Below are 16,987 nucleotides of genomic sequence, written 5' to 3'. Positions count from 1 at the left end.
ACACGCCCCCGGCCTATCCGTGCAGGGTGCGCGCCGGGTTCTCACCGTAGACGTGCCGGTGGCGGCGGGCGAAGTCCCCGGCGTGCGGGAAGCCCCAGCGCAGGGCGATCGCCCGCACGGTCACACCATCGGCCGGGGCACCACGCACCAGGTCCCGGTGGGCGGCCGCCAGCCGCAGACCGCGCAGGTGCTCCGCAGGGGTCATTCCCGTCCGGGACTGGAACACCCGGGTGAGCTCGACCGTGCTCAGGCCCACGTGGCGGGCGACGTCCTCGATCGTGATCGGCAGCGACAGGGACGCGTGCATGAACTCCACGGCCCGCCGGTGGGCGGTCTGCCGGGCGGCGACCGAGCTCCGCCGGGTCATCGGGTCCCCGGAGAGGCTGAACGTCTCGAGCGTGGCCACCGAGATCCGGCGCAGCAGGTCCGCCCGCAGCAGGGGAACGGCGGCGACTGCGGGGTCGGTGAGGGACCCGTGGACGAACTCGTAGGTGTCCGCCCAGTACTTCGCGTGCGCGGGCGACACGGGCCGGGGATGGTCGAAGGCGACCTCGAGCCGCTGATCGCCGTGGACGGTGCGGGCGGTGTTCCGCAGGGCGGACAGGTGCAGGTTCAGCGCGTCGACCTCCAGCAACTCCAGCTCGGCCCGGTAGCCCTCGTGCGGCTGGAAGACCATCAGGCCGGTGCCGCGACGGCCGTCGACCTCCCAGCGGTGGATGCCGGTGCGGCGCCGGACCACCGTGAGCGTGTCCTCCAGGACGAGGTTCACCCGTCCACGGCCCCCGAAGTGGAATCGCCCCAGGGTCAGCTCGTCGTCCCCGTCCACGTCCTGGCGGTAGGCGAACGCGGGGTCGTCGCGGGTCGTGCGGATCTCTGCCCCCGCGTAGGTCTGTCGGAGTCTGTCGTTGGCGACCTCGGGATCGGTCGTCGCCACGCGCAGGCGGATGGGCAGCGGGTCCGTCATGTCGTTCCTCCCCGGGCTCCGGCAGGACGTTGTCATGTGTGCAGGGTGGTGGACGGGGCCTGCCCGAAGCCGGCCCGGTAGGCGGCGGCGAACCGTCCGCGGTGGGCAAAGCCCCACCGTGCGGCGACGGCCTCCACCGTCGTCCCGGTGGTGGGGTCGGCTGCCAGCAGATCGCGGTGGACGGCCTCGAGCCGGGCCGAGCGCAGGTAGGCGATCGGCGTGGTGTCCATCTCGCGCCGGAACACCGCCTGCACCCCGCGGGGACTCAGCCCCGCGGCTGCGGCGATCTCCGGCAGCCCGATGTCCTCGCTCAGGTTGGCGTCGATGAAGGAGACGGCCCGGCGCAGCGCCGCCGGGCGGGGGGCGGGAACATCGGGCACCGGGGGACCCTGGAGGAAGGTGTTCGGGAAGGTGTGCAGCAGCGCGATGATCAGGGATCGGGTCATCTCGCCCCGGACGAGGGGACTGCTCATCACCTGGGTGTTGGGCAGCAGATCACGCTGGAGGTGGCCCACGGTGTTCGACCAGTACCGGGCCATGACCGGGCTCACGGGACGGGTACCGGTGAACTGCAGACGGAAGGAGTCCGCCCCCAGCAGCTGCCTGGCCAGCTCCACCACCGCGGCCCCGTCCACGGAGACGCTGAGGAGATCGAGGTCGGCCCAGTAGCTGGCGCACGGGGGCTGGGGGAACAGGAACGGGCCCCGGCGGGGGAAGCGGTCGGGGCCGCTGGTGCTGCTCAGCACGCCGTCCAGCACATGCGCGATCCGCAGCACCCCGGCGCACTCGGTGGTGCCCAGGACGGAGGAGCCGCCCAGCCGCAGACGCCCGTAGTGCACCGGCCCTGCGGCGGTCGAGGAGAGGGACATGGAGAGGTCCCCGCCCGTGATCCACTGCACGTCCCGCAGGGCGTAGACCTCGTCCAGCTTGGTCAGGGCCCGGGCCGGGTCACGGGTCCTGAAGACCGCCCGTTGCACGGTGTCCCCCATACCGTGCAGGGTACGCCGCGCACGGGGCGCCGTCGACACCCCGGCGACCCGTGCGCGCTGGTCATCCGCCGATGTACTCCCCGGTCACGCTGTCCACGGTCCCGTTCTCGATGCCCGTGCACTGTGCGAGGCCCGCCTCCGTCACCGGGTCGTAGTTGATGCAGAAGGCGTCGTAGTAGGGCACCCCGCTCCGCCACGCGGCCAGGGCTTCCTCGTAGCTGAACTTCTCCGGGAAGGGGACCGCCCCCACGTCCGTGTTCACCTGGACCTGGCAGCTGCCGGGGCCGCCCGCGGCGAAGGCCAGGAGCTGGCCGACGGTGTCGACGACGTCGATCCGGTCCTGGCCGGTGCTCATCGAGGACTGGTAGGCCCGACAGAGCTCGACGGCCACGGCACGGTCGTTCGTGTCCGCTGTGAGCCGGTGCACGACACCGCCGCCCTGGGCCTCCTGCTGCTCGATCCCGGACACGGTCCCGGCGTACGGCTGTCCCTCGGGCGTCGCGGTGAACGCGGACCACGCATCGGCGGGAACGGGTTCCCCGGGTGCGGCCTCGGGCTGCGACGGGGAGTCCTCGTCAGCCTCGCCGGCGGGCTCGCCGGCCGGCTCCTCGGCAGGTTCCTGTGTCGGCTCGGGGGTCGGCTCCGGCGTCGTTCCCGGGGTCGTGCCCGTGGGGGAGGGCGAGGTCTGGGCGGCGGGGGTGTCCTCCCGGGCCGGGGGGTCGCCGGCGCAGCCGGTCAGGGCGAGACCGGACGCGAGGAACAGACTGGTGACGACGGCCTTCGTGCTCATGGGGTGCCTCTGCTTCGCTGGGGGGCGGGATTCCCACTGTAGGCGGCCCGCGCGGTGAACCCGGGTTGCCCGCCGGAGAGTTGCCCGCCCGTGCCGGAGAGTTGACCACCGAGGCCGGGAGGCTGCCCACCGAAGCCGGGGAGTTGCCCACCGAAGCCGGGGGTTGCCCACCCAAGAGGGGTCAGACGGGAAGAGGTGCGCCGTGCCACGATGCGGAGGGCATGCCGTCGAACAGTGAAGGGGGCCGCTGTGCCGCACCAGATGACGCTGATGTTCCTCAACATCGCGCTGACCCTCGTCCTCGTCGCGTCCTGCTACCTGCACCTGGGCGGCGGGCGGTGGTGGTTCCCCTGCCTGTGGTTCGTGGGCATGGCCGCGGGTTCCCTGTGGGACGCGCTGCCGCACCGCCGCGCGGCGGAGCTCGCCCGCCGTGCCGGCGGTCGGCCCGCGTGGCAGGCCTGAGCGCGACGGGGCGACCTCAGTGCCGGCCGGTGTCGATCCGGTGCAGCCGGCGGCCCAGGACGATGCCGTCGGCGAGGGACCAGACGCCGAGCAGCCCCAGCGTGAGGGTCATGGGCACCGCCATCCTCCAGTCGCCGAGGTAGTAGCGGTGCGCGCCGAAGACCCCCAGGAACATCCAGAGCAGCCAGGCCGTCGCCGGGTTCTTCGGGGACCGCTGCGGTCGGGGGTCCCGTCCCGGGCCGGCACCGGAGGCGTGGCGGGTGGCGTCCATCGTCCGGTCCTCGTCCTCCCGACGTCCTATTCGCACGCGACACCGTCGCCGTCACGGTCCATGGCGTCCCGGTACCCGGGCTCCCCGCGCAGCAGCGGGGCGGCGCCGGCCTCCCGGGCGGCCGTGCAGTTGGCGTAGTGGACGTCCGCGGGAGCGGGGGCCGGGGCGGGGGCCTCGGCGGGGGCCGGGGCGGCTCCGGTGCCCCCGGGGATGTCGCCGAACGGGGTGCCGCCGGGCAGCTGCTGGTCGGGGCAGTCGGAGAGCACCTCGGCCATGGCCGTCTTCTCCGGGGCGGTGACCCACAGGGAGTAGCGGGACTTCACCGCGATCTGGACAGCCACCATCTCGCAGGCGAAGGCCCGGTTCGGGGGCAGCCACTGGGAGGCGTCCTTGTCGGACTTCGACCCGTTGGTGGGGCCGTCGACCGCGAGCAGGTTCAGCGGGTCGTTGGCCAGAGCCGTGCGATCGGCCTGGGAGAGCCGGCGCGCCCCGGTGACCCAGGCGTTGCCGAGCGAGACCACGTGGTCGACCTGGACGTCGTTGGACGTCGCGACTCCGCGGACGAAGTCGATGGTCCTCCCGGTGTAGGGGTCGGCGAGGGTGCCGGTGTCCACCTTGCACCCGTCGGCGGAGGTGATGTCGGTGAGGTCCCGGGCCAGGACCTCGTTGCGGGTGTCCTCGCAGTCGCCGTCGGCGTCGATCCAGCCGCCGAACAGAGCGTCCCGGTCGTAGTCGGACATCGTCCCGGCGGCGGCGACCGGCAGGTCCTCCAGGGCGAGGAACGCTCCCGACGGCGGGCTGACGGCGCGGACGGGGGTCTCCGACGGTTCCGGGGAGGGCGTCGGCTCCGGAGCCGGGGCGACCGTGGTGACCGACCCCGGCGTCCTCGACGCCGTGGGTGAGGCGGTGCTGCTGGGCGTGGCGCTCGGGGACGCGGTGGCGGGCACCGTCGTCACCGTTCCCGGGACGGGGCCTGGGTCGGCGACCGGGTCGGTGGACGCGGTGCTGGACGCGCAGCCGGCGACCAGCCCGAACGCGAGGGTGAGGTGCAGCGGCACGGCCACGATCCACTTGCCCACGGTGAAACCGTGGCGGGACGCCAGGTCCGTTCCCGGGGCAGGGGAGGAGGGGGTGTTGCTCATGGTGCTCCTGGGGGGACTGAGGGGAAGCGCGCCCGGTCGAGTGGCGCGTCGGGGGAGCGCGCGAGGCACTCTCCTTTCTACGTGCGGTGCCCGTCCGGCACCGCACGGCGCGCCGCAGATGACGGCCTGCGGCGCGAGTGTGACGTCGACGTGCGACGCATCGGCCGGGGACGCCGACCCCGTGCAGGAGGAGCCCTGCCGGTCGCGGGGACCGTCCTGCGCGCCCGGCCACCGGTCCACCGCCCGCTGCCCGTGCCCGGACGTCCCCGCCGGCGCCATCCCCGGATGAGGGGTCAGACACGCGGGCTCACCGGGTGCGAGGATGCGGTCACGGGCAACGTCGAACGGGGGGAGGGCCGCGTGCTGACCGTGCGCGACAGGCTGCTCCTGGGGCTCTGGCTCCTGCCGGTGGCCCTCGGTCTCGTCGTGGGGCTGCGCGTCGGCGACGACGACGGCTCCGTCATGCTGTTCGTCACCGGGCTCGTCGCGGCGCTCTACGTGGCCGTCCTGGTCAGCACGGTCCACTCCGCGCGGCGCCGACGGGCCGAACCCGCTGCCGAGCCCGAGCCCCCGGAAACGGCCGCCGAGCCCGACACCGACCAGGGCGCCCCGGTCGCCGGCGGCGAGCGCGGTCGCGCGCTCGCCGCCTCGCGCGTCCTGCCGCCTGCCCTGGCCGTCTCCGCCGCGGTCTACGTCGTGGCGGAGGGCGGCTGGACCTTCGTGGTGGTCGCCGTGCAGCTCGTCAGCGTGATCACCATGGCCGCCTACGTGCACGAGCGCGGTGCGGAGCCCAAGCCCGTGACATAGCACGGCGCCGCTCCCGTCCGCGCGGGCGGGAGCGGCGCCGTGGCCCGGCCGCGGCGGACCGCGGCCGGCGCGCTCACGACAGCTGCACGTACGTGGCCGAGTGCCCGAAGCCGACGACGTCGTCACGGCCGTCGCCGTTGACGTCACCGAGCAGGCGCGGATACCGGTCCTCCGTCCATCCGTGGTCGTAGCCAAAGGCGGCGACCTTCAGGTACACCGGGCCGAAGGTGCTGTCCGCCCGGCCGTGGGCGACGTACACCCCGGCGTTGCCGAAGCCCACCAGGTCCTGGATGCCGTCGACGTTGATGTCCGCGTGGGTCCGCAGGTGCCGGTCGCCCCGCCATCCCTGGGCCTGGCCGAAGTTGTTCACCCGCACCGCCACGCCGGTGTAGTTGCCTCCGTTCAGCGAGTGGGCGACGGAGACCCCGGAGTGGCCGAAGCCGATGATGTCCGCCGCGGCGCTGCCGGCGGGGTTGACGTTGACGTCGGCCAGCATCCGCGGGTGCTGGCCCACGCGCCAGCCCTGGGCGTAGCCGAAGTTGCGGATCTCCAGTTCGGGCTGGGTGAAGGTGTCCCCGAGCGCCGAGAAGTAGGAGACGTACGTGCCCGCGTCGCCGAAGCCCACGATGTCGGCGGTGCTGTTGCCGTCGACGTCGGCGAGCAGGCGCGGGTTCTTGTCGACCCGCCAGCCGCGGTCCCAGCCGAAGCTGTCGATGCGCTTGCCGGTCCCGGTGAACGTCCGGTTGGACAGGCCGTGGGAGACGGTGACGCCCGAGTGCCCGAAGCCCACGATGTCGGCGGTCAGGTTGCCGTTGAGGTCGGCGAGCTCGCGCGGGTGCCTGTCGACGCGCCAGCCCTGGTTCCAGCCGAAGTCGCGGACCTTGAGCTGAGGGGCGGTGAAGCTGCCGTCGCCCTGGGAGTAGGCCACGTACACGCCGGCGTCGCCGAAGCCCACGATGTCGTCGCGGCGGTCGCCGTCGACGTCCGCGAGCGTGCGCACGTGCCGTGCCTTGGACCAGCCCTGGGCTGCGCCGAAGTCGCGCACGCTCATCCGCGGCGTGCCGAAGGTGCCGTTGGCCTGGCCGAAGGCGACCTGCACGCCGGCGTTGCCGAAGCCGACCACGTCGGCGCGGCCGTCGCCGTTGACGTCCGCGAGCTCGCGCACGTGCTGGTCCACGCGCCAGCCCTGGGCGTAGGAGAACATGGGCTGCGCCGTCGCGGCGTGGGCCGGTGCGCCCACGGCGAGCCCGGCGGTCGCGAGCACGGTGGCGGACGCGCCGGTGAGCACGCGTGAGAGGAGTGGGTGTTTCATGGTGGGTCCCCGAGGTCATGAGGTGGATCGTCGGCACGGGCGCAGGCGGCCCGTGCCGGAGGCGTCGGTCGGCCCCCGGCCGACCGGGAGATGTCCCCCGGGGCACGATGCGCCTCCGGGGGACCGATGGCACCGGGGACGACGACGTCCCGGTGCCGAGGCGCAACTGCTGAGGACACCAGTTTACTCCTGCAATCGCGCGGTCACCAGGGGCGTTCCCTTTCGTGACGTCGTCGGACGACCGGTTTCCCCGGCCTGCCGTGGATCAGGACCCGGGACCGGGGGTGCAGCACGAGCCGTCGCCGCCGACCGCGGAGAGCTCCCGGCCGGTCCTGCCCTCGAGGTCGGGACGGGCGTCGGCGGTGACGGTGTAGACCTCCCACGGCTCCCGACCCGGTCCGGTCACCCAGACCTTGTCCTGGACGGCGTAGCAGCAGGTGGTCTGCTCCTCCGGGCGGGTGGCGAGGCCGGCGTCGGCCAGGCGCTGCGCGGCCGCCTCGACGACCTCGGTGCTCTCCACCTCCACGCCGAGGTGGTCCATGCGGTTGTCGTCACCGGGCTCGCCCTCCAGCAGCACGAGTTTCAGCGGCGGCTCCGCGACGGCGAAGTTGGCGTAGCCCGGGCGCCGCTTGGTCGGGGCCGTGTTGAACAGTGTGGAGTAGAACTCGATGGAGCGCTCGAGATCGCCCACGCGCAGCGCGAGCTGGACTCTGGACATGACGTGTTCCTCTCGGGTGCGACGGACACTCCTTGGCATCGATGTCCGTCTATACGAAAGGGTGCCACTGACATCGATGTCCGTCAATATATTTGTCATGACCTCCTGGCGTCCGTGCACGCTCCCGTCGTGGTCGGGTCGCGCGGCGGCGAGCAGGGCAGCGAGCGGTGCGGCGACGGCGCACCACGGTCCGGGCGACTTGCGCACCCGCCGGCCGGGCCCGTCGCGGACCGTTCCGGTTTCAGCTTCCGTTGCCCACGGGGGGATCATGGTAAGGACGGCCCGGACCGCGACCCGTGAGGACACACCATGCGCAAGCACCAGCACCCCGACGACGAGCCCAGGCACAGCCTGTTCCGGCGCTTCGACGACTTCGCCATGCGGTTCTACGGGCCCGCCGTCCGCAGCCCCCGTGACCTCAGGGGCCAGGACCAGCCCAGCGAGCAGACGCAGCAGTGGTACGAGGACCTGCAGGAGGAGTTCGTGGTCGAGAAGGACGCCAACGGCAACACCTACCTGCGTCCCCGGCACCGCTAGTCCGTCCGTGACGCCGGGAGGCGTCCCTCGGGTCCCTCCCGGGTCCGGGCCGTACAGTGTCGGAGCATGGAAGGAAACCACGTGCTGCCCCTGACCGATTCCGAGGTGCGTGCGCTGCGGGAGGACTTCCCGCTGCTGACGAACAGCCCGGCGGTCTATCTCGACTCGGGGGCCACCTCGCAGAAGCCCCTGGCCGTGCTGGACGCCGAGCGGGAGTTCTACCTGCACCGCAACGCCGCGGTCCACCGCGGAGCGCATTCCCTGGCCGTGGAGGCCACCGACGCCTACGAGCAGGCCCGCCGGGTCGTGGCCGGCTTCCTGGGGGCCACCGAGGCCGAGCTGGTGTGGACCTCCAACGCCACCGAGGCGATCAACCTGATCACCTACTCCTTCTCCAACGCCACCGCCGGGCGCGGGGACGACGCGGCCGCCCGGTTCCGGCTGGGCCCGGGTGACGAGATCGTCACCACCGAGGCCGAGCACCACGCCAACCTCATCCCCTGGCAGGAGCTGGCCGCCCGCACCGGGGCGGCCCTGCGCTGGATCCCCGTCGACGACGCCGGGCTGCTCGACCACGAGGCCGCCCGGCAGGTGATCGGGCAGCGCACCCGGGTGGTGGCCTTCTCCCACGTCTCCAACGTCACCGGCGCGATCACCGACGTCGCGGACCTGGTGGGCCTGGCCCGGGAGGTGGGCGCCTTGACCGTGCTGGACGCCTGCCAGTCGGTGCCGCACCTGCCGGTGGACTTCCCGGCCCTGGGGGTGGACTTCGCGGTGTTCTCCGGGCACAAGATGCTCGGGCCCACCGGCATCGGCGCGCTGTGGGGGCGCGCCGAGATGCTGGACGCGATGCCGCCGTTCCTCACCGGCGGGTCCATGATCACCAAAGTCACGATGGAGTCCGCCCGGTACCTGCCGGCCCCCACCCGGTTCGAGGCCGGCACCCAGCGCATCAGTCAGGCCGTGGCCCTGGCCGAGGCGGTGCGCTACCTGCAGGGCATCGGGATGGAGCGGGTCGCCGCCCACGAGCACGCCCTGGGGCAGCGGCTGGCGGCCGGGCTCGCACAGCTGGAGGGGATCCGGTTGATCGGCCCGCCCCCCGGCGCGCAGCGGGTGGGGCTGGCGGCCGTGGACGTGGCCGGCGTGCACGCCCACGACGTCGGCCAGGTCCTGGACGTGGCCGGGGTGGCCGTGCGGGTGGGTCACCACTGCGCCCAGCCGCTGCACCGGGCGCTGGGGCTGACCGCCACCACCCGGGCCAGCGCCTACCTCTACAACACCACCGCCGACGTCGACCGGTTCCTGACCGAGCTCGCCGGGGTGCGCACCTACTTCCGCGTGACCGGCTGAGCCCGTGCGCACCGCCCCGAGCCGACAGGTCCGCTGCGGCCACCGGAGCAGCTGATGTCCCTGAGACCGGTGGAGCCCGAAGGCACCCGGGGTCCGCACCACCCGTTGAAACCACAGAGGAGGAACCCATGAGCGCGCTGGACGGGATGTACCAGGAGGTCATCCTCGACCACGCCAAGCGGCGGACCGGCGAGGGCCTGACCGTTCCGGGGCCCGGGCACGGGAGCGGGCAGTCGCACCAGTACAACCCCACGTGCGGCGACGAGATCACCGTGCGCGTCGAGCTCGCGACCTGTCCCGAGGGGGCGGAGCCGGTGGTGGAGCGGCTCAGCTGGGAGGGCGAGGGCTGCTCGATCTCCATGGCCGCGGCCTCCGTGCTGGCCGAGACCGCCCCCGGGATGACCCGGGCCGAGCTGCTCGAGCTGATCGGGGCGTTCCGGGACCTCCTGCGCTCCCGGGGCACCGTGGTCCCCGACGAGGAGCTCCTCGGCGACGCCGCCGCCTTCGCCGGGGTCTCCCGGTTCGTGGCCCGCGTCAAGTGCGCGATGCTCGGCTGGGTCGCCGCCGAAGAGGCCCTCGACCGCGCCGGCTGAGCAGCGCCCGGGGCCGCCGGCTTCACACACCGGGTCGTCCTTGTCCCGTCCGGGACCGGGTGGGACACTGACCGCCCCGGCGCTGAGGAGGCGGTCATGAAACAGCTCGAGGGCCTGGTGGCCCGCGCGGAGAAGTGGACGGCACTGGACCGGGTGGCCGAGCCCCTGGCGCGCGCCGTGGGCCGGACGGTGCGGCCGGCGCCGGTGCGCAACGTCCTGAGCGGCACCGTGATCGGGCACCCGTTGCACCCCCTCCTCACCGACGTCCCGATCGGTGCCTGGAGCATGGCCGCGATGCTGGACCTGGCCGGTGGCCCCAGCACGGCCCGCGCCGCGGACGTGCTGGTGGCCGCGGGGCTGGCCGCCGCCGTCCCCACGGCCGCGGCCGGGCTCAACGACTGGTCCGACACCCAGGGCGCCGACCGGCGCATCGGCCTGCTGCACGCCACCGCCAACAGCGTGGCCCTGATGTTCTACACGGCCTCGCTCGCCGCCCGGCTCCGGGACCGGCACGGAGCCGGCCGGGCACTCGCGCTGGCCGGCTACGGCTGCGTCATGGGCGGGGGCTATCTGGGCGGCCACCTCGTCTTCGTGCGGGGCGTCAACGTCAACCGCACTGCCTGGCGGCGGGGCCCACGGCGGTGGACCGACGTCCTGGCCGACGCCGAGCTCCCCGCCGGCGGGCACCGGCGGGTGCCGGCCGGCGGCGTCTCGGTGCTGCTCGTCCGCGACGGCAACCGGATCGAGGCCCTCGACAGCGTCTGCAACCACATGGGCGGCCCGCTCGAGGAGGGCACGATCGCCGGCGGCTGCGTCACCTGCCCCTGGCACGGCAGCACCTTCCGGCTCGCGGACGGCGCCGTCGTCCGGGGGCCGGCGACCGCCTCGCAGCCCGGCTACGAGACCCGCGTCGAGGACGGGCGGATCCAGGTCCGGCGCCGGCCCTAGCCACCCCGGGCCCCGGCCCTGGCTCCCGCGCTCCGGCCACCCGAGCCCCGGCCCCGGCCCTCTCGCTGCGGCCACGTCATCCCGGGGTTCCGCGCCCAGCCACCTCGGCCCTCGGCACCGGCCGCCCCGGACTCGGGCCCGGCCGCTCGGGGCGGCAGGGCCCGGAATGCTTCCGTTGCCGCCCGGGTTGTGCGCACCATGGCCCTCAGCGACGTTCCGTTCTCCCTCCTCGACCGCGCCAGCACCCGGGACGGCTCCACGGAGGCCGAGGACCTCGCCCACGTCCTGGAACGGGCCGAGCGCGCGGAGGAGCTGGGCTATCACCGGTTCTGGGTTGCCGAGCACCACGCGGTCCCGGGCATCGCCGGGTCCGCACCGGCGGTGCTGATGGCCGCCCTGGCCGCCCGGACCCGTCGCCTGAGGATCGGCTCCGGCGGGATCATGCTCCCCAACCACCAGCCCCTCGTGGTCGCCGAGCAGGCCGCCACCCTCGAAGCCCTGCACCCCGGCCGGATCGACCTCGGCGTGGGCCGCTCCCTCGGCTTCACCGCCGCGGTCAGGGACGCGCTGCGCACCGGCAAGGAGGCCGCGGACCGTTTCGGGGACGACCTCGCGGAGCTGCTCGCCCACCTCTCCGGCACGGCCCCCGTGACCGCCCGGCCCCGCAACCACGCCGCGACCCCGGTCTTCGTCCTGGCGACCGGCACAGGGGTGGAGACCGCCGCCCGGGCGGGACTCGCCGTGGTGCTCGGCGGCCCGGCGCTCTTCCGCGAGGGCCCCGGCGGTGGCGCTGCGGTGCTCGAGCGGTACCGCGCGCAGTTCCGCCCGTCGTCGTGGTGGCCGAACCCCTGGGCGGTGGTCTCGGTGAACGTCGCGGTGGCGCGGACCCGAGCGGCTGCCCGCGATCTGCTGCTGCCCGAGGCCCGCGCCCTGGCCGTGTCCCGCACCCGGGGCGAGTTCCCGCCCCTGGCACCCGCGCGGCCCGCGGAGCCGGACGGGCTCACGGCCCGCGAGCGGGCCCTCGTGCAGGAGGGCCTGACCGCCTCCGTCCACGGCGCCGCCCCGGATGTCCGGGACCAGCTGGAGCGGCTGCTCGCGCGGACGGGGGCGGACGAGCTGCTCGTGACGGGCGGAGCGCACGACCTCGATGCCCAGGCGGAGTCCGATCGGCGGCTCGCCGCGCTCTTCTCCGCCCGCCCGCGCTGAGCGCCCGGCTGCCGGAGCGGACGGATAGAGTGACGGGGTGCCACAGCTACTCGTTCTCGCCGCCCACCCGCTGGAGACCAAGTACCTCCCGGAGGACATCGACCTGGTCCTGACCGGCGTCGGGATGTCGGCCGCGGCGGTGCGCACCACCGAGGCGGTGCTGACCCGCTGCCCGGACCCCGCGCGCCGGGCGGAGCTGACGGTGCTCAACATCGGCAGCGCCGGCGCACTGAAGGACGGGCTGACCGGGGTGCTCCAGCCCTCCCGGATCATCAACCGGGACGTGGACGAGGACCTGCTGCGCGCTGCCGGGATCCCGGTGGACAATGTCATCGAGCTCGGCGGCGACGGGCCCGTGCTCGCCACCGGCGACTCCTTCGTGGCCGGCGGAGCCGCCCGGGACGCCCTCGCCGCCCGGGCGGACCTCGTGGACATGGAGGGCTGGGCCGTCGCGGTGGCCTGCCGGCACCTGGGCGTGCCGCTGCGGATGGTCAAGCACGTCTCCGACGCCGCCGACGAGGAGGCGGTCGCGTGGGCCGAGAAGGTGGAGCTCAGCGCCCTGGCCCTGGGGCGGTGGTTCCGCGGCAGCGGGATCGCCCGGCCGTGACCCGCCGCAGGGCCGCCCGGATCCGCCACTAGACTGGGGCCAGCATGAAACTTCTCCGCCAGCGCGAGTCCCTGGGCGCCCAGCAGGACTACGAGAGCGCCATGACCCTCCTCGCCGACGTGCGCCGCAGCGGGCCCGTCCTGCGCCTCTACGAGCCGTCCCCCACAGTGGCCTTCGGGCGCCGGGACGAGCTGCGCCCCGGCTTCGCCGACGCCGCCCGGGCCGCCCGCGAGAGCGGGTTCGAGCCCCTGGTCCGCAAGGTGGGCGGCCGTGCCGCGGCCTACCACGGCGGGTGCCTGATCATCGACCACCTCGAGGCCGCCGAGGACCCCACCTCGGGCATCCAGGACCGCTACCGGCTCTTCGGCGACATGATCGTGGCCGCCCTGGAGGAGCTCGAGGTCGAGGCCGACGTCGGCGAGATCCCGGGCGAGTACTGCGCCGGCGAGCACAGCGTGCACGGGACGCACCCGGCGTCGTCGCCGGACGCGGGCCGGATGGTGAAGCTGGCAGGGACCGCCCAGCGGGTGGTCGCGGGCGCCTGGTACTTCAGCACCGTACTGGTGATCGAGCAGTCCGAGCCCATCCGCTCGGTGCTCACCGACGTCTACGCCGCCCTCGACCTGGACTGGGACCCCGTCACCGCGGGGGCCGTGGACGACCTGCGCCCGGGCACCACCGTGGCCGACGTCGAGCGCGGGATCCGCAAGGTGTACGGCATGTACTCCCAGTACCTGGGGTACGGGCCGCTCACCGACTGAGCCCCGGCCGCGAGCCGGGCAGACCGAGGAGGCAGCAAATGTGCGGACGCTATGTCATCGCCCGGGCCGTGGGTGACCTCGTGGCCGAGACCGGTGCCGTCCCGGACGAGAGCCTCGGCGACACCGCCGACGCCGATCGGCTGAGGGCCAACTGGAACACCGCGCCCACCACCGACGTGCCGATCGTCCTCGAGCGCCTGACGGGCGGGGACGGCCGGGACGGCGACGGGGAACTGGTCCGCGAGCTGCACGTGGCCCGCTGGGGACTGGTCCCGGGCTGGGCCAAGGACCCGGCGGTCGGGTCGAAGATGTTCAACGCCCGGTCGGAGACCGTCCTCGAGAAGCCGTCCTTCCGCAAGGCGGTCCGCGCCCGCCGGTGCGCGGTCCCGGCCAACGGCTACTACGAGTGGAAGAAGGAGCCCGGCGCAGGGAAAGGCGGGCGCAAGCAGCCCTACTACGTCCACCCGGCCGACCCGGCGGAGACCATCTGGTTCGCCGGGATCTACGAGTGGTGGCGGGTGCCCGAGGACACAGAGCTGCACTCCGCGGCCCTGCAGCCCGGTCGGGACGGCGGCGGGAGCACCTGGTTGCTGTCCTGCTCCATCCTCACCACCGACTCACCGGAGCCCTCGGACGAGCACCCCGTGCTCACGCAGCTGCACGACCTGCACGACCGGATGCCGATCCCGCTGGCGCCCGAGCACGTGGGGGACTGGCTTCGGCCGGGCGAGGACGACGCCCCGCAGCTCGTGGACCTGGTCCGGGCCGAGGCGCACCGGACGGCCGCCCGATGGGTGCTCGACCCGGTGGACCCGGCGGTCGGCAACGTGCGCAACAACTCCCCGGAGCTCGTGGAGCCGCAGCGGAGCCTGTTCTGAGCGCCCGCGAGCCCGCCGGCCGGATCGCCGACTTCGTCCGCGCCCACGGCGGCGGGGTCGTGGCGACCAACAGCGGCGACGGCTGCCCCGAGTCCGCGTGGATCAACCTCGCGGCCCACGGGGACGGGCGGCTGGTCTTCGGCACGAACGAGCGCAGCCGCAAGTACGCCAACCTCCGCGCGGACCCCCGGGTCTCCCTCGTGGTGGTCTCCGGGACGGGCCAGGAGTTCCAGCTCGAGGGCGAGGCCACGGTGCTCGAGGGGCCCGACGCGCGGGACGCCGGCGAGGTGCTGGAGTCCCGGCACCCGGGTGCCACGGGCAAGGCCAGCACCCGGCTCGTGGCGGTGCGCCCCCGCTGGGCGCGGTTCGTCGACATCTCCGTCGATCCGCCTGTCCGGGAGGAGTTCGTGCCCTGATCCGGCCGCTGGGACGCCACCGGAGAGGCCCGGGACCCGCGGCGTGGGTCCCGGGCCTCTCCTGTGGCCTTGTCGGGGCCGTGTTCGTGGTGTTCGTTCCGGCGTCCCCCGGTCCGGAGCGTCCGACGGGTTCAGACGTAGTCCGTCTCGGGGACCCAGCGGTTGAAGTCGAGCGTCAGGTAGAGCGCGAGCGCCGCGGCGTTGTCCTCGTCGATCCGCAGGCAGACCTGGTCGTAGCCGTTGTCGTACAGGGTGCCCATGGCGCAGCGCACGAGCTGCTCGGCCAGGCCCTGGCGGCGGCGGGAGGCCGCCGTGAACAGCTCGAAGATGTAGGGGACGTCGGGGAGGTCCTCGCCGGTCCGCCGGGACAGCACGAGCGCAGCGGCCACCACGGTCCCGTCGTCGTCGACCACCACCGGCGAGGCGTCCGGGAGGAAGGGCCCGTACTCCCCGTCGAAGACGCCCCGGATCACCTGGCGGGCCTCCTCCAGGCTGGAGACCCCGCCCTGCTCGTAGGAGGAGTAGTAGAGCTGGGCGAGGCTCTCGGCGTCCTCCGGACCGGCCGGACGCAGGGTCACCGCGGGAGCTTTGGTGTTCGCCGCGGTGTGGGCGATCAGCGTGATGGTTCCGGTCATGGGAGGCCTCCGTGAGGTCGACGCCGGCTGCTCCGGCGGGGCGGACGAGGGACAGGGGACGTCCGGGCGGGCCGCGCAGGGCAGGCCCTCCGTGCTCTCAGCGTATCCATTTCGCTGGGCTTGTCCATGCTTCTCCGCTCCTGATCGCAAAAGTGAACGCACTGGGCGGAGCGGTGTTTCCAGGGAACAGGTGTTCCCATTCCATCTCTTCCGGGTTTAGCGTGTCGTACAGAGGTTCTAGCTTCCAGGGGACAGGGCGCACCGCGGGACGGGCGCCGGCCGAGAGGGAGAGGAGCCGTCGTGGGTTTCCTGACGGAGAGCGTCGACGTGGACTGCGGCACGGACGGAGTGCCGGTGAGCGTGCGCTGGCGCGAGCGGAACTATCTGGTGGCAGAGGGCCCCGTGCGCTGGTACGAGCGCCGCGCCTGGTGGTCCGAGGACGCGCGGCTGCCCAAGGATCGCGGGATCGGGGCGGTGGACCAGCAGATGTGGCGGGTCCAGGTCCAGCTGAACCCCCGCTCCGAGCTGCTGACCCTCGAGCTCGTCCACACCCTCGACACCGGGCGCTGGCGGCTGCTCGCGGCCACGAGCGCCTCGGGGATCCGGGTGGTGCGCTGTGCATAGCCCCGCCGCAGGTGCATAGGATCGGAGGCGGAGACCGCACCGCAGAACGTGAGGGAGCACCCGTGAGACTCGGCACCGTGCGACGCGACGGCACCACCCAGGCCTTCCGGCAGGAGGACGGGCGGACCGTCTACCTCCCCGTTCCCGACGTCGGGGCGCTCCTCGCCGGGGGCGACCTGCGGCTGCCGGGGGAGCCGGGCCCCGCGCCGGCCCCGCAGGACCTGGCGACCCCCGTCCTGCGCCCGGGCAAGATCCTGTGCGCCGGGCTGAACTTCTACGACCACGCGGAGGAGGTCGGCCAGCAGATCCCGGAGCATCCCACGATCTTCGCGAAGTACGCCACCGCGCTCATCGGCCCCACCGACCCCATCGCCATGCCGGAGGAGTCCGAGAAGATCGACTGGGAGGCCGAGCTCACCGTGGTGATCGGCTCGCCCCTGCGCCACGCCACGCTCGACCAGGCACGGGCCGCGATCGCCGGGTACACCATCATGAACGACATCTCGGTGCGGGACTGGCAGGGCCGGACCTCCGAGTGGTTCCAGGGCAAGAACTTCGACCGCACCACCCCGGTGGGTCCCGTGGTGGTGACCTCCGACGAGATCGACCCCGAGACGGGGCTGGCGATCCGCTGCACCGTGGACGGCGTGCGGCACCAGGACTCCGGCACCGACCGGATGATCTTCTCCGCCGTGGAGCTCGTCGAGTACCTCAGCCGGTTCCTGACCCTCGAGCCCGGGGACCTCGTGGCCTGCGGCACTCCCGCCGGCGTGGGCCTGGCCAAGAAGCCCCGCCGGATCTGGCTGCGCGACGGTCAGGAGGTCGTCACCGAGATCGAGGGCATCGGTGAGCTGCGCAACGTCTGCACCCCGGCCGAGGACCTCCCGGCGGCCGGCTGACCCGGTCCGCCGCACCCGGCCCCGCCTGTTCCACCGTCCGGACATCCACCGTCCGGACATCCACCGTCCGGACATCCA

21 protein-coding genes are annotated in these 16,987 nt (G+C 73.7%); 13 read left to right on the top strand and 8 right to left on the bottom strand.

The window, feature by feature from the left end; translation table 11 throughout:
- Nucleotides 1-13: 13 nt before the first annotated feature.
- The 3 genes from ABD220_RS07305 to ABD220_RS07295 all read right to left on the bottom strand — a co-directional run bounded on the left by ABD220_RS07305 (nucleotide 14) and on the right by ABD220_RS07295 (nucleotide 2,743).
- Nucleotides 14-964 (bottom strand): helix-turn-helix transcriptional regulator, encoded by a 951-nt coding sequence (locus tag ABD220_RS07305; RefSeq protein WP_344121163.1) that lies wholly within the window; start codon nucleotides 962-964, stop codon nucleotides 14-16.
- A 32-nt stretch (nucleotides 965-996) separates the two neighbouring features.
- Nucleotides 997-1,941 (bottom strand): helix-turn-helix domain-containing protein, encoded by a 945-nt coding sequence (locus ABD220_RS07300; RefSeq protein ID WP_344121161.1) that lies wholly within the window; start codon nucleotides 1,939-1,941, stop codon nucleotides 997-999.
- A 73-nt stretch (nucleotides 1,942-2,014) separates the two neighbouring features.
- A complete protein-coding gene (locus ABD220_RS07295) occupies nucleotides 2,015-2,743 on the bottom strand; it encodes a hypothetical protein (RefSeq protein WP_344121159.1) in 729 nt (242 codons plus the stop codon).
- A gap of 249 nt (nucleotides 2,744-2,992) precedes the next feature.
- Between ABD220_RS07295 and ABD220_RS07290 the strand changes: the two genes are divergently transcribed.
- A complete protein-coding gene (locus tag ABD220_RS07290) occupies nucleotides 2,993-3,205 on the top strand; it encodes a hypothetical protein (protein ID WP_344121157.1) in 213 nt (70 codons plus the stop codon).
- Nucleotides 3,206-3,221: 16 nt separating this feature from the next.
- Here the strand turns inward: ABD220_RS07290 and ABD220_RS07285 are convergent, their stop codons facing one another.
- Nucleotides 3,222-3,476: a TM2 domain-containing protein gene (locus ABD220_RS07285; protein ID WP_344121155.1), complete on the bottom strand. Its 255-nt coding sequence runs from the start codon at nucleotides 3,474-3,476 to the stop codon at nucleotides 3,222-3,224.
- 26 nt (nucleotides 3,477-3,502) lie between these two features.
- Nucleotides 3,503-4,618 (bottom strand): excalibur calcium-binding domain-containing protein, encoded by a 1,116-nt coding sequence (locus tag ABD220_RS07280; protein ID WP_344121153.1) that lies wholly within the window; start codon nucleotides 4,616-4,618, stop codon nucleotides 3,503-3,505.
- 360 nt (nucleotides 4,619-4,978) lie between these two features.
- Here ABD220_RS07280 and ABD220_RS07275 point away from each other — a divergent pair, with 360 nt between their 5' ends.
- Nucleotides 4,979-5,425 (top strand): hypothetical protein, encoded by a 447-nt coding sequence (locus ABD220_RS07275; RefSeq protein WP_344121151.1) that lies wholly within the window; start codon nucleotides 4,979-4,981, stop codon nucleotides 5,423-5,425.
- A 73-nt stretch (nucleotides 5,426-5,498) separates the two neighbouring features.
- Here the strand turns inward: ABD220_RS07275 and ABD220_RS07270 are convergent, their stop codons facing one another.
- Both ABD220_RS07270 and ABD220_RS07265 read right to left on the bottom strand, forming a co-directional pair.
- On the bottom strand, nucleotides 5,499-6,737 hold the full coding sequence (locus ABD220_RS07270; protein WP_344121149.1) for an FG-GAP repeat domain-containing protein: 1,239 nt from the start codon (nucleotides 6,735-6,737) through the stop codon (nucleotides 5,499-5,501).
- 265 nt (nucleotides 6,738-7,002) lie between these two features.
- Nucleotides 7,003-7,455, bottom strand: a complete 453-nt coding sequence (locus ABD220_RS07265; RefSeq protein WP_344121148.1) for an ArsI/CadI family heavy metal resistance metalloenzyme — start codon at nucleotides 7,453-7,455, stop codon at nucleotides 7,003-7,005.
- Nucleotides 7,456-7,764: 309 nt separating this feature from the next.
- Between ABD220_RS07265 and ABD220_RS07260 the strand changes: the two genes are divergently transcribed.
- The 9 genes from ABD220_RS07260 to ABD220_RS07220 all read left to right on the top strand — a co-directional run bounded on the left by ABD220_RS07260 (nucleotide 7,765) and on the right by ABD220_RS07220 (nucleotide 14,751).
- Nucleotides 7,765-7,992 (top strand): hypothetical protein, encoded by a 228-nt coding sequence (locus ABD220_RS07260; protein ID WP_344121146.1) that lies wholly within the window; start codon nucleotides 7,765-7,767, stop codon nucleotides 7,990-7,992.
- Nucleotides 7,993-8,073: 81 nt separating this feature from the next.
- The gene (locus tag ABD220_RS07255) at nucleotides 8,074-9,342 is read left to right on the top strand and encodes an aminotransferase class V-fold PLP-dependent enzyme (RefSeq protein ID WP_425552525.1); all 1,269 of its coding nucleotides are present in this window, start codon (nucleotides 8,074-8,076) and stop codon (nucleotides 9,340-9,342) included.
- Between the two features lie 128 nt (nucleotides 9,343-9,470).
- Nucleotides 9,471-9,935: a Fe-S cluster assembly sulfur transfer protein SufU gene (sufU, locus tag ABD220_RS07250; RefSeq protein WP_344121142.1), complete on the top strand. Its 465-nt coding sequence runs from the start codon at nucleotides 9,471-9,473 to the stop codon at nucleotides 9,933-9,935.
- A gap of 96 nt (nucleotides 9,936-10,031) precedes the next feature.
- Complete coding sequence (locus ABD220_RS07245; protein ID WP_344121140.1) at nucleotides 10,032-10,883, top strand: Rieske (2Fe-2S) protein; 852 nt, start codon at nucleotides 10,032-10,034, stop codon at nucleotides 10,881-10,883.
- Between the two features lie 198 nt (nucleotides 10,884-11,081).
- Complete coding sequence (locus ABD220_RS07240) at nucleotides 11,082-12,089, top strand: MsnO8 family LLM class oxidoreductase (protein ID WP_344121139.1); 1,008 nt, start codon at nucleotides 11,082-11,084, stop codon at nucleotides 12,087-12,089.
- Nucleotides 12,090-12,126: 37 nt separating this feature from the next.
- Nucleotides 12,127-12,696 (top strand): nucleosidase, encoded by a 570-nt coding sequence (locus ABD220_RS07235; RefSeq protein WP_344121137.1) that lies wholly within the window; start codon nucleotides 12,127-12,129, stop codon nucleotides 12,694-12,696.
- Nucleotides 12,697-12,740: 44 nt separating this feature from the next.
- Complete coding sequence (locus ABD220_RS07230; protein WP_344121136.1) at nucleotides 12,741-13,457, top strand: lipoate--protein ligase family protein; 717 nt, start codon at nucleotides 12,741-12,743, stop codon at nucleotides 13,455-13,457.
- Between the two features lie 38 nt (nucleotides 13,458-13,495).
- The gene (locus tag ABD220_RS07225) at nucleotides 13,496-14,335 is read left to right on the top strand and encodes an SOS response-associated peptidase (RefSeq protein ID WP_344121135.1); all 840 of its coding nucleotides are present in this window, start codon (nucleotides 13,496-13,498) and stop codon (nucleotides 14,333-14,335) included.
- Nucleotides 14,332-14,751 (top strand): pyridoxamine 5'-phosphate oxidase family protein, encoded by a 420-nt coding sequence (locus ABD220_RS07220; RefSeq protein ID WP_344121292.1) that lies wholly within the window; start codon nucleotides 14,332-14,334, stop codon nucleotides 14,749-14,751. The genes ABD220_RS07225 and ABD220_RS07220 overlap by 4 nt, the downstream gene beginning before the upstream one ends.
- A 131-nt stretch (nucleotides 14,752-14,882) precedes the next feature.
- Here the strand turns inward: ABD220_RS07220 and ABD220_RS07215 are convergent, their stop codons facing one another.
- Nucleotides 14,883-15,386 carry a GNAT family N-acetyltransferase gene (locus ABD220_RS07215; RefSeq protein ID WP_344121133.1) on the bottom strand — a complete coding sequence of 168 codons (504 nt, stop codon included), beginning with the start codon at nucleotides 15,384-15,386 and terminating at the stop codon, nucleotides 14,883-14,885.
- Between the two features lie 300 nt (nucleotides 15,387-15,686).
- Here ABD220_RS07215 and ABD220_RS07210 point away from each other — a divergent pair, with 300 nt between their 5' ends.
- Together ABD220_RS07210 and ABD220_RS07205 are read left to right on the top strand one after the other, a co-directional pair.
- The gene (locus tag ABD220_RS07210; protein ID WP_344121131.1) at nucleotides 15,687-16,010 is read left to right on the top strand and encodes a DUF6504 family protein; all 324 of its coding nucleotides are present in this window, start codon (nucleotides 15,687-15,689) and stop codon (nucleotides 16,008-16,010) included.
- A gap of 62 nt (nucleotides 16,011-16,072) precedes the next feature.
- Complete coding sequence (locus ABD220_RS07205) at nucleotides 16,073-16,909, top strand: fumarylacetoacetate hydrolase family protein (protein WP_344121129.1); 837 nt, start codon at nucleotides 16,073-16,075, stop codon at nucleotides 16,907-16,909.
- Nucleotides 16,910-16,987 lie beyond the last annotated feature (78 nt).

The organism is Kocuria aegyptia, from assembly GCF_039530085.1.
Lineage (GTDB): Bacteria > Actinomycetota > Actinomycetes > Actinomycetales > Micrococcaceae > Kocuria > Kocuria aegyptia.
The sequence above is the reverse complement of the archived record's forward strand: the minus strand, read 5'-3'. Positions and strand labels throughout refer to the sequence as shown.